General features: G+C 66.9%; 2 protein-coding genes. Both read right to left on the minus strand.

What is annotated here, in order from left to right; translation table 11 throughout:
* Positions 1-69: 69 nt before the first annotated feature.
* Positions 70-3,600, minus strand: coding sequence for a TonB-dependent receptor (locus jaqu_RS21815; RefSeq protein WP_052501093.1), 3,531 nt, complete (start codon positions 3,598-3,600; stop codon positions 70-72).
* Between the two features lie 11 nt (positions 3,601-3,611).
* Positions 3,612-11,999, minus strand: a complete 8,388-nt coding sequence (locus jaqu_RS20245) for a DUF7507 domain-containing protein (RefSeq protein ID WP_084630088.1) — start codon at positions 11,997-11,999, stop codon at positions 3,612-3,614.
* Positions 12,000-13,139: the final 1,140 nt, after the last annotated feature.

The following is a 13,139-nucleotide window of genomic DNA, read 5'->3' on the forward strand; positions in this document are numbered from 1 at the left end:
AGCCGAACAGGACGATCAGATATCGGGACGACCGGCCCGGATGGCTTCCGGGCCGGGCTCGGGCCGCGCCTAGAACTTGGCGATCACGTTCAGGAACAGGCCTTTGTCATCGTAGGTCAGGTCCGAAAGATCGTCCGAGAAGGTCGAGAAGTTGTATCCCGCCCCAACCTTCAGGTTGTTCCCGAAGTGCCGGTAGGCGGCGGCCAGCACGCCAGAGCGCGACGTCTCGGCGTCCACTGCGTCGAGGTATCGCCCCTCGACCAGGAAATCCCAGTTGTGGACGATATGTCCTCGTACATTGACCACGGCGAGATAGGCATCGTTATCCGCCAGCGGTTCGCCCTCTCCGGCCGCGGATTTGCCCAGACGTCCGCCCAGCTTGCCGCCCAGCGTCCAGACCGGGCTCAGATCATAGCTGCCCTCGACGCTGAAGATGTGGCTTTCCTGGATCGGGCCGTCATTCTCGGACCCGTCGACTTCCTGACCGATGAAGTCCCGCAGATAGCGATAGCGCGCCAGCACGTTCAGGCGCTCGTTCTCGATCGGACGGTAGGCGTAGCCGAGGCTCAGGTCGGTATAGTCGCCGCTGGCCACGCTCTCGCCGTCGCTGTCGCTGTCGGCATGGGCGAGCCGGAAGAGCAGCCGGCTCTCGTCGTTGATCTGCCAGCGGGCATCGGCGGCGAAGAAGATGAACTCGGTGTCGCCCAGATCGTCCCGCTCGGTATCATCGTCGCGGTACTCGATCCGGGCGCGCGCGGTCAGCCGCTCGGTCTGATAGCGGACACCCAGCGAATAGGCCTGGCGGTCGAAATCACCGTCGACGCCATCGTTCACCTCGCCGCCCTCGATCGACCCCGTGAAGGTCAGGAACCGGCTGGCGCGATACTCGGCGCCGTAGGTTTCCAGATGCTCGACCCGCTCGCCGAACAGATCGTAGCTGTTCTCCGCGAACAGGATGAGATCGTCGTTGATCTGCTGGCGTCCACCCATGACGAACCGCCCGCCATCTTCGCCGGTCAGGTCGGGATCGACGCGGCGGCCCGGATCCAGTTCGTAGCCGAAGTAGTAGGACGAATTGTCCTCGCGGGCATAGTTGGCGAGCAGGCGCGCGCCGGTCCCGCCGTCACCGCCGGACACCTCCGCCTCGACTTCCCAGCCGTTGCGGAAATCGTGATCCACGCCCACGCCGTAGCGGTCGAAATCGTCCAGCCCGTCGCTGTCGGCGGTGAACTGGCCGAAGCCATAGATCTCGGTGCCTTCCGCGACGGCGTAGGACAGGCGACCGCCGACCGTCGTGCGGTTGCCGTCCTCGTCCGGGCTGTCCTCTTCCAGATGCTCGACCGCCAAGGCGAGATCCAGGCGGTCGGTCAGCGCAAAGGCCACCTCGGCGCCGATCTCGGTCCGGTCCACGTCCTCGTCGTTCTCGTAGCGGTCGAAGTAGAAGGCATAGGACAGACGCTCGTTCGCTTCGATCCGGCCGAAGACGCCATAGATCGTCTCGTCGCCCGTGGCGGCGTCGACCTGATAGTCGAGGGTCGAGAACCCCTCTTCCCGGTGTTCGTAATAGGCGCCGACGATGCCGCTCTGCCTCAGGCCCAGATCGGCCAGATCCATCTGCGTCTCGAACCGGATCGCCCGGCCATCGCCATCGACCGGGTCCTCTCCGTCGAGGCTGAGGCCGCCATCCAGCGAGAACGAGGTGCCAAAGCCCGGCCCGTCCGTTTCGGCATAGTCGAGCTGAGCGAAGCTGTTGGCCCCGAACTCCCATCGCAGGTCGATGCCGACCGCGTCCTGGTCGGCGGTCCCGGTATCCTCGTTCTGGATCGTGAAGCCGAGGCGGACATCGTCCGTCACCCAGGCTTCGACCCGCCCGCCGATGCTGTAGGAATCCACGTCCCCGGTCGCGGGCGTGAACTCGTACTGCGCGACCAGGTTGATGTTCTGGTCGCCGCCCGGATTTGTCTGGATCAGGTTGGGACTGACCGAACCGGACAGGGGCCGCCGCAGAGTGACCACACCCTGCACGTAGTTGATGTCGTAATCCTGCCCCTGAACCAGCGTCTCGCGGGCCACGACCCGTCCGGTCGCCGCATCGCGCAGTTCAACGGTCAGGGTTTCCGTGCCGACGGCGATGTCCTGCGCCGACAGGAAGTAGACGCTGCCGCCCGTGCCGCGGAACACGTCGCGGCCGACAAGCTGATCCGGCTGCGCGGCATAGGCATCGACGGTGACGCGATTGTCGCCCCGTGCGGTCGTGGCCTGGCTTTCGTAATGCACCTGCGCGCCGTAGAGCGTCCGCTCGTTGCGCAGGAAAGCATTGCCCGTCAGGCGCGCCTGATAGTCGCCCCACAGCGCGTAAGAGCCTTCGCGCTCGACCCGCAGGTAGAAGCGGCCCGAGGTGGGGGTGTTGTCCTCGATGGTCGAATCGTCGCCATAGGTCGGATAGCCCAGTCCCTGCTCGATCCGGTCGAGGATGCCTTCGACATCCTTGTCCTCCAAGCGGTCGAGGATCTCGTCCAGTTCGAACTCGCCCGTATCCAGCGAGGCGGTGACACCAATCCCGCCCTCGGTCTCGCCATCGACATAGACCTGAAGGCGTCCGTCGCTGCGTGTCTCGCTATCCCCGGTGCGGCCGTCCTCGTAGCGGCCCACCGTGACGTCGCCCACAACCACGTAAAACCATTCGGCACCCGGGATCTCGACGTCGTGGTAGCTTTCGACGACCGGCGTCGCGCCGCCCTTCACCTCGACGCCCACGGCATATTCGCCCGCGGGCAGGATGCGGCGGATGACCATCGTGCCATCTGGGCTGGCCGGGACTTCGGTGCCCAGCGTGTAGAGCTTGGCGCCTGGTGCGGCGTTCTTCGCGCGCACGGTGACCATGCCGCCCCGGATCGGGATGCCGCGCCGCGCCGTGAAGTCGCTGACCTCTTCGATGTCGGCCACCAGACCGCGATCGTCCGGGTATCCCAGCGGCAGCGGGCCGGTCTCGTCGTAACGGCCGCGCTTGTCGTAGACACGATGAACGGCGACCAGATCCCGGCCGTCGGGCAAGGTCACGGCGACGCGTCCGTTCGGAGCGACCGGGACCACCGCCAGCAGCCGTGGACCACCGGTCGCGCCGCGATCGAAGATGCGCATCTCGGCGCGCTCGATGAAGGCCGGGTAGTTGGTCTGGCTCAAAAGCTCGACCCGATCGCCGGGGCGGTAGGCACGAGCCTCGCCCGCGATTTCCAGATCCAGCGTCGGCTCGGGCTCCAGCCCATCGAAGGTGACCTGCACCTCCGCCTGCGCCAGGGCGATATCAGTCCGGCGAATGCGGTCCTCGACGGTGGGATCGGCATCGACCGGGTCGCCGTCCAGGGACAGCACGAAGCCACCGGAATTCGAGAGCGCCGGCTGCGCCGCCTCCGGCTCGGTATTCACACCGGTCGGCATCGACACGACGTCGCCGGCATCCGGTGTTTCGCACCCGGCAGGCAGCGCGCCGCCCAGGGGCACCATGCAATTCGCGTCCTGCGCCTGCACCGGCAGGGCGATCCCGATCGCCGTGGCCGAAAGCAGCGCGAGGGTGGCGGGGGTGGAAGATAGTCTGATCATCGGTCCGCCCCTCATTGCATCCGCCGGTATTCGGTCTCGACGATCAGGCGGTATCGGCCCGATCCACGCCAGTTTCGCCGGATGAGCCGCTCCAGCGCGTCGACCCGCGCCTTGGCGCCGCGCTGCCCTTCGGCGTCGTAGTAATAGCTGATGCGGACAAAGGACGGCGTCGCACGGATTTCATCGAGCAGTCTCAACACGCCCTGCTCCAACCGCTCCGATGGCGCCTCGCCGGTGAACGCCGCGGCGGTCAGGTCGATGTCGACGAGACGGCCCAGAGTGGCGCCGAAGTTCATCTCCGCCATGATGCCGGCCGTCAGGCGCATGGTCCGTGGGTTCTCGGTCGTCACGCGGTAGCCGGTCGGCAGGGTCCGCTCGTCCAGCTTCAGCGTGAAGTTCGATCCGGTCTCGCGGGGGAGCTCGGCGCAGGGCACGGAATAGAGCCCGTTCTCGTCGGTGGTGATGATCGTGCCGGTGGGCGTGACCAGCCGGACATTCGGCAGGCCCGGCTCTTCCAGCGCGGGCGCAGGCAGCTTGCCCTTGCCGACGAGGAAGTCCTGATCGCTGATGCGACGCCGGTTCACGTCGCGCGGGTCGTCCTGATAGCCGTTGAAGTTGCGGTCGTCGAAGACCTTGCCGATCACGTCCGAGCAGTCGAATACCGCCTCGGGGATCCGCCGGACCACCGCCGTGGCGACCGACAGCACCTGCCCCGTCACCGGGTCGATCGCACGGGCGATGTTCTCCAGATCACCTGTCGGTGCGCCGGGCAGAACGGTCGCCTGAAGCGAGATCAGAACCTCGTCGCCCGCCGGAACGGTCACGTTGCCGAAGGTCGCCGTGGCGCCCCGGATATCGGGTTCCACCACGGTCCCGTCCACGGCGTAGGTCTCTGGCACGAAACCGAGGCCGCGTGGCAGCGTATCCGTAACGGACAGATCCGCCAGATCCGTCGCACCGTCGTTGATGACCCGGATCTCGTAGGGCACGCGCTGGCCGATCACGACTTCCTCGATCAGGGCGGCCTTGGTGATCCGGATATCGGCCGGGTTGGTCTGAACGACGAACGCGTCCTGATCGCGGATCACGGTGTCGGGCCGGAAGGTCAGGCCCGAGATCGAGGCCACTTCCGTCACGCCATCGGGATCGGAGAAAACGATCGAGTAGTTGCTGCCGACCGGGAAGCCGGTGATCTCATAGGCGCCATCCCGGTCCGTCCGGACCGTTGCCAGAACACGCCCGTCCTCATCGACGAGTTCGACGAGATAGCCGCCCAGAAGCGTATCCGTCCCTTCGTCGAACAGCCCGTTGTCGTTCGCATCGAGGAAGACCTTGCCGCTCACCGCGACGTTCGAGGGGACCAGCGGCACGGTCAGAACCGTCGGATCGTTTCCGGGGTCGCTGTCGGTCTCACCTTCCGCATCAGGCGTCTCGGTCGATCCGGGCAGGTCGATCTCCGTCAGGTCAGGAGTCGTTCCCGTGTCAGAGATATCCGTCGCGCGAAGCTGCTCTCCGGTGTCGGGATCGTTGATCGGTGCGCCGGTGCCGGACACGGCCAGACCCGTCGCCGTCGCCGTGTTCTCGACGAAGCCCGCGAGATATTCCTCGTAGGTGATGACGTAGGTCACCGTCAGGGTCGCGCTTTCACCGATCTCCAGCCGGGCGATCCGGCCGACCTCTCCACCCAGCAGCGGATCGGTGACCACGACGCCGGTCAGGGCCGTGTTGCCGGTGTTGGTCACCGTGAAGCGGTAGCTCGCCACGTCGTCGAAGCCGCCGGAGACGGAGTCCCCGTTGGTATCCTCGACGCCGGTTGCCGACTTGACCAGCGTGATCTCGGGACGCGCGCCTGACGGCACCGACAGAACCGTCGGGTCATTCGTCGGATCGCCGTCCGTGCCCCCGCCGCCATCGGCCGTTTCCACCGATTCCGGGGTCGGGACGCCCGCCCCTGTCGGGTCGGTTCCGCTGTCGGATACATCGCTGGCCGTCAACGCACCGCCCCCGGGGGCCGCGATCGGCAGACCGTCCGGCCCCTGCGCCGTCCCGGTCACCTGCGCGGTGTTCTCGACGAAGCCACGCGCGATGTCGTCTGACGTCACACGGTAGGTCGCGGTGAAGGTCGAGGCATCCGCCGCGCCCGGCGCCAGTGTCAGCGGACCTCCGGCGACCGTGGCCAAAGGATCGGTGACGCGGATATCCGACAAGGCCACGTTGCCCGTGTTCCGGACGAGGAATGCGTACTCGACCACGTCGCCCTCGCCGCCGAAGAGGCCGTCGCCATTCGTGTCTGGCGCAGCGGCCACGGACTTCACGACCGTGATCCGAGGATCCGGCAGTGCGAGGACCGTGGGGTCGTTGGTCGGATCGCCATCCCGCGCCCCCGCGCCGTCTGCCGTTTCCGTCGCGGCCGGATCGGTGACCGCTGCGGGGACACCCTGGTCGCCCGGCTCGGGCCGGGTCCCTGCATCCGAGACGTCGCTCACGGTGACCGGAACTCCGCCAATTGGCCCATCGCTTGGGAATTCCAGGATTGGAGCGCCGCTCGCGCTCAGTGCGGTACCATCGACCCGGGCGCTGTTCTGGACATAGCTGCGCGCGACATCTGCGTCGCTCAGGATGTAGGTCGCCGTGAAACTCGTCATATCGCTGTCACCAGCACGCAGGGCGATCGGCCCACCGCTCACCTCGACAAGCGGGTCGGTGATCCGCAGATCGCCCAGCGCGACGTTCCCGGTATTCGTGACCGTGAAGCCGTAGGTGACGCGATCGCCGGCATCGGCACGATCATTGCCGTTCAGATCCTCGACCGCAGTGATGGACTTCACCAATTCGACCGCGGGGGCGACGCTCGCCGGGACGCGCGCGACGGTCGGGTCGTTGCCGGGATCGGCGTCAACGTCGCCCGTGCCGTCCGGCGTCTCGGTCGCGCCGGGATCAGCGATGGGGGCACCGTCGGCATCGGTCCCGGTATCGGACACGTCCGAAGCCGTCAGCGGATCGCCATCCAGACCAGTAAAGGGCCTCCCATCCGCATCGGTCGCAGTGCCGGAGACGGTCGCCGTGTTCTCGACGAAGCCCGCCGCGATGTCGGCCGCCGTGACCGTCAGGCTGGCGGTGAAGCTGCGGGTATCGGTCTCTCCGGGCGACAGGGCGATCGGGCCGCCCGAGACCACGGCGCGCGGATCGTCCACGAAGATGTCGGCCAGTCGCGTGTTGCCTGTATTCGTGACGACGAAGCTGTACCGGATCAGATCCCCCTCGCCGCCGAACTGGTTGTCCCCGTTGCTGTCGAGGATCGCGGCAACCGATTTCACGACGGTGATCGCAGGTCGTGGCAGAACCAGGACGGTCGGATCGTTCGTCGGGTCGCCGTCCGTCGCGCCGACACCATCGGGCGTCTCGGTCCCGGCCGGATCCGCGACCGCACGCGGCTGTCCGTCCGCGCCCGGCGTGGCGAAGGTTCCGCTATCGGAAATGTCGGTCGCCTCCAACGGCTCGCGGGTCACCGGGTCCAGAAGCGGATCGCCAGCGGCGTTCACGGCCGCGCCGGTCGCCATCGCGGTGTTCTCGACATAGCCGCGCGCAATATCGGCCTCGGTCAACGTGTAGCGCGCCGTGAAGGTCGTCGCGTCCTCACCCCCGATGGGCAGATCGACCGGCCCGCCCGAGACGGAGACCAGCGGATCCTCGACGGCCACGTCGGCCAGCGCGACGGAACCGACATTCGCGACCGTGAAAGCGTAGGTCACCACCTCGCCCGGATCGGCCATGCCATTCCCGTTTGCATCCGCAACCCCGGTCAGAGCCTTGGTCAGTTCGATCGCGGGCCGGGGATTGGCCGGCAGGTCGATGACCGTTGGATCGTTTGCAGGATCGCCGTCCGTGCCGCCGCCCAGATCCGGCGTCTCCTGCGTTTCCGGCCCGCTCAGATCGCCGCCGGTCCGGTCCGTGCCCGCATCCGAGACGTCCGTGACCGTGATCGGTTGCCCTGTCGGCCCGACGAGGGGATCTCCGGACGGCGTGGTCGCATTGCCGCTGGCCCCGGCCGTGTTCTCGAAGCCGCCCGCCGCGATGTCGGCGGATGTGACCGTGTAGGTGCCCCGGAACGTCGTGCTGTCCCCCTGCCCCACGGCAAGGTCGATCGGGCCGCCGGTCAGGGTGACCTGCGGATCCGTCACCGTCACGCCCGAAAGCGGCACATTGCCGGTATTCATCACGAGGAATTCGTAGGAGATCACGTCGCCGGGCCCGCCGAACTGACCGTCCAGGTTGGTGTCGGGCACGACCGCGACCGACTTGACCACGCTCAGCCCCGGCTGCGGAATGACGACGACGGTCGGATCGTTGGATGGATCACCGTCGCGCGTGCCATCGCCATTCGCGGTCTCGGTCCCGGCCGGATCGGCCACGGTCTGCGGCTGCCCGTCCGATCCCGGTACGGGCGACGTGCCGGCATCGGAACGCGCATTTGCCGTCAACTGAATGCCCGTCGCCGGGTCGCGGATCGGATCGCCATCCGCATTCGAAGCCCCGCCGGTCGCGGTCGCCACGTTCTCGACAAAGCCGCGCGCGACATCACGGTCGGTCAGGATATAGGTCGCGGTGAAGGTGGTGCTGTCGCTCTGACCGAACTCCAGCTGGATCGGCCCCCCGCTGACCGCAACGAGCGGATCACTGACGGTGACGCCCGCAAGATCCACGTTTCCGGTATTCGTCACCGTGAACGCATAGCGGACCTCGTCGCCCGCACCGGTCAGGTCGTCCCCATCGCGATCCACGATCGCGGCGACCGACTTGACCACGTCGAGTCGGGGCAACGGGTTCGAAGGCACGCGCAGGACGGTCGGATCGTTCGTCGGGTCGCCATCGGTGGCCCCGGTCCCGTCGGCGGTCTCGGTCCGCTCCGGGTTCGAGAGGGTCTCGCCCTCGGGATCGGTTCCGGTATCGGACGTGTCGGTGACGGGATCTCCGCCAGGCGCGCGCCCGGTCGCTTCGGCCCGGTTCTCGACGAATCCCGTTGCGATATCCGCCTCGGTCACCGTGTAGGTCGCGGTGAAGCTGCGGGTGTCGGTCTGGCCCGGCGCAAGCGTGATCGGGCCACCCGTGACGCTGGCCAGCGGATCGGTCACGGTGACGTCGGTCAGGGTGACGTTGCCGGTGTTCGAGACGGCGAAGGCATAGGTCACCACATCGTCGGCGCCGCCGAACAGGCCGTCCCCGTTGGTATCCGGAGCCGCGGCGACAGACTTGACGATCTCGATCCCGGCCGCGCCGGTCAGCGCGATGCGCGTCGGGTCGTCCGGATCGCCGTCGGCATCCGGATCGCTGTCGGTCACGTCGACCGGATCGTCCGAGCGATCTTCGACAGGATTGCCGTCACGGGTCCGGCCGGTCGCGGTAGCCTGGTTCGTCACCCCGCCCGCGTCGATATCCTCTTGGGTCAGCGCATAGGTTGCGCGGAAGGTCGCGGTCTCGCCCGTCGCAAGATCGGCCGCATCCCCGTCCCCGTCCAGATCTCCGCCGCCCGACACGTAGGCAGGGACGGGCAGCGTGCCGGTCCCGGTGAAATCGGCCGAAGCCTCCGCCACAGAGATGTCGAACAACGGCAACGGGCCCGGATTGGCGACGACATAGGTATAGGTGATCTCGTCCCCGACGGCGGGCGGCGTCGATACACCCGACGTGTCGGCGGTCTTCTCGATGACGATCTCTGAATCGACGATGGACAGGGTCACCGTCGCCACGTCGCAATTGGTCGGGTTCGCCGTCTCGCAGATCTGGTAGTCGAAGCTGTAGCTGTCAGCGGCCGTGCCCGGAGCGACATCCACGGTCCCATCCGGATTGAGGGTCAAGCCCGTGGGCAAAACCCCGACCGGCGTGATCTCGACCGTCGCAACCGTCGCAAGCGCGCCATTGACCGTGTCCGCCCCGTTGCCGTTATCGTCCAGGACATTGAGCACCGCCGTGCCGCCATCGGCCGACGCGAGCGGCGCATCCAAGGCGTCATCCATCGCGTCGATCGCAAAGAGCGACAGGATCGTGGGATCGTTGCTCGGATCCCCATCCGTCGACCCGTCGGCGCCGGGCGAGTCCGTCGCGGCCGGATCGGCGATCGCGACCGGATCCGTGCCGTCCAAAACCGGCTCCGTTCCCGTATCCGAGGCGTCCGTCGCCTGTGCGCCGCCGGTCACGGCGGTTCCGTTGTCGCGCGCGACCGTCCCCGTGGCAGTGGCCGTGTTGATGACCCGGCCCGCGGTCACGTCGTCCTCGTCTATGAGGCGCGCCCCGGTGATGCTGCCAGTATCGGTCTGCGACGGGGCGAGAGTGGCGATCGTCCCCGTGACCCCGGTGCCGGGATCGGTCACCGCGACATCCGCCAGGGGCACCTCGCCCGTATTCGTCACCGCGAATGCGTAACGGACCGTATCGCCGGCATTGCCGCGAATGCCGTCCCCGCTGGTATCTTCCAGCGCGGTCACGGACTTGACCAGTTCAATCTCCGGCGCGGCAGCGCACAGCTCCATCGCCGTCTGGAAGCCTTCGGTCACGTTTCCGCTGTCCGGATCGAAGCGCAGGGCCCAAACGATCTGCTCGATGGGCGCGCCGTCGCGGCTATAGAAACGGACGGAGAAATCCGCCGAGAACCCCGCATCGCCGTCGAGACGCTCATCGGCCACGGAGGTGTCCTGATCCTCGTCGATGCCGTCCACGAGGAACGGGTTGGCCGACGTCCCCGCATTGGCGGTGTCGTTGCTCCCCGAGAGGAACTCCCAGCCGACATTCGGATTGCGCGCGGGATCGAAGACCCAGCCGAGCTGATCGAAGCTGTTCCAGTGTTGCCGCACTTCGAAGACAGGGTCCCCGCCGAAGACCTGGGTGTATTCGCGATTCACCCGGGACGGGTTGCCGTTCGAGACGAAAAGCTCGGTCTTTCCGATGCCCGAAAGCTTGAGATCGTGCTCGGGTCCGTCGAAGTAACGGCTATCCGTCTCGTAGCCGCCGAAGGTGGGGGCAAGGCTGCCGCCCGCCAGGTTGCGGCTCGTCGCCGAGACGGTGACGCGCCCATCCTGCGTGGGCCCACTGCCGTTCCCGGTATAGGCCACGATGCTCCAATTGTCCGTCGCTCGGCAGGCTGCGTATTCGGGCGGCGCCGGCGGAGAGACGGGGGGATCCGGGTCCGGCAGAACCGTCACGGTGACCGTGGCCGTGTCCCCCGGCCCCGCATCCGGGTTCGGCGTTCGCAACCGGTAGGTGATGTCATAGGTCCCCGGCGGCGTCCCCGGCGGGACGTCGACCAGACCGCCCGCGTCGATCACGGGCACATTCGGGGACCCACCGATCGGATCCGCGGGATCCTCCACTGTCACCACCGAGTTCGCAGGGGTCGCCAGATCGCCCCTGATCCGGTCTGCGGGCTGCCCGCCCCCCGGCTGCCGGACATCGAGGATGTCTTCGCCGCCACTCGAGCCGCGAATGGACACGACGTCGTCCCGCGCAACCACGATCGGCTGGAACAGGGTCTGGAACTGGATCGGCCGGTTGTCGCATCCGCCCGAGATCTGTGCCGCATCCGCAAAGGTCACCGGCGCGGTCGTCGTGTTGTCGTAAGGCTGATAGCCAATCGTGAAGCCGGGGCCGGTGGCCGACCTGATCCGCTGCTCGGACGGCTCGGGCGGAATGATGAACGGGCTGGACGGCAGCGTCATGCCGGGGGTCGAGTCGCCGACCCCGAACACCGCAAGCACCGCCTCGCCCGGATCGGCGGTCACTGCCCCGGGCACGAGCGAACCACCGATCACCGATGATGCCGGTGTACAGCCCGTGCGGAACGAGACCGCTGCCGGCAAGGTCACTTGATCCACGTTCTGCGCGGTCACCGCGAAGATGACGGCCCCGAATCCTTCGTCCACGCCATCCTCGTAGGACACGACCACCTGCTGCGACCCGGAGCCGGGCAATTGCGCCTCCGGCAGGATGGCCACGGTCATCTGGTTGTCTTTGGTCGTATTGGTGCTGGTGCCGTTGGTCTCTTGACCGATGATCGTCATCGGAACGCCGCCCAGCGTGACCCCGGTCACATCCCGGCGACGATTGGTGTTCGCGCCTGGATTGCGGGTGTCGCGCTCGTCCCGCCATTCGGAATAGACCACGACCATCACGGCCCGGTTCTGGGCGCTGACGATATCGTAGCTGAACCCGCTATAGGTGGAGGTGGGGCCGGAGATATCGACGATGTCGCTGCCGCGATGATTGTCGATCCGGCCGTTCGTGATCAGCTGCTGCTGGGCTGCGGCGCTCCCGGCACTCAGGGCGGACAGGATCCCGGCCGTCGCGCAAAGCCGCCTTAGGCCACACGCACGTCGCGCCCACATCCGAACAGGTCGGGTTTTCTGCATGTCTCGTCCTGTCCCCGGCGCCGCGGCGGTTATCTTCCGCTCGTCTTGCCGTTCACCTCAATTCACCCCTTCCGAGATGTAAGTCAGACGAGGCGGGCAAACCGCAACGGAAACCATGAAGCGCCCCGAAATTCGCGGCCCGCCCTGTTGCACCTTTGCAAAGCCGCGTCACGGGCCTGCCAAAGCCATCGAACCGCTGTCGATCGGACCCGGTTCTCTTCTCTCTGGCGTATGTCCGGTGGACGAGAAAGGGTCCGCCAGATCCCAGTGTCGCGGAGACCGCCATTGAAATCTCGGCACAGCGAATCCTTTGAAACGCACGCCTCCCCGTCGGCCCGCCGGACCGAGAAGCGGCACGAGCGGAGTGTGAAAGGCCCTGCGGCCCACGGGTTTCGGAAGTGGCGATAGCTAGCCTCCTCCAGCCTTCCTTTCGTCGAGAAGGCATTCCGTTTCCGGTCGGTCCAGCCGATTGCGACGGCGCTCTTCCCGCGTGAAACAGCGCGACGGCCAGCCATTATCGCGAGATCGGCGGCGGGCGGATCTTCGCGAACCTTCCCGTCGTATGGACAAAGGCCAGCGCCGGATCCGTTCACATCGCGGCCGGTTCCTCGCACGTGCGACGTCGGCCGACCGCCTCGCGCCGTCCGGTTGGCTACGGCCGCCCGCGACCAGCAGCTCGACCTGCGAATTGGAACTCGACGCCCCGTTCATCCTGCCACAGAGGACTTGGTCCCCGCACCGGAACCCCTCCGGCGATATGCGAGACAGAGCCGGTCGCCCTTGCCGCCGAGGCGCCTTGCGGACTTCGACGGCCCAACCAGGTGTCGCCGTCAGGCAGAGCATAACCCAGATGCAATCGGCAGTTTGTCCGAAAAGCGGGTCGCATCTCCGATCCGATGCTCACCCAGGGCCGCTCTATCGGGCAGGCGCTTCGCACGGGGGCGGGGCTACGACCTACCTTATCCCGTATGCACATCACGCACTCCCAGATTTTTCGATCCGGAGGCGCCCGAGGACCGACTTGGACTTCGCCCGAAAAGTGAACCGGCTTCTGCGGCCTCTCCAGTTTTTTGCCAGAGGGAGACGGGAGAAGGGAGAAGGGAGAAGGGAGAAGGGAGAAGGGAGAAGGGAGAAGGGAGA

It is taken from the genome of Jannaschia aquimarina (assembly GCF_000877395.1).
Taxonomy (GTDB): domain Bacteria; phylum Pseudomonadota; class Alphaproteobacteria; order Rhodobacterales; family Rhodobacteraceae; genus Jannaschia; species Jannaschia aquimarina.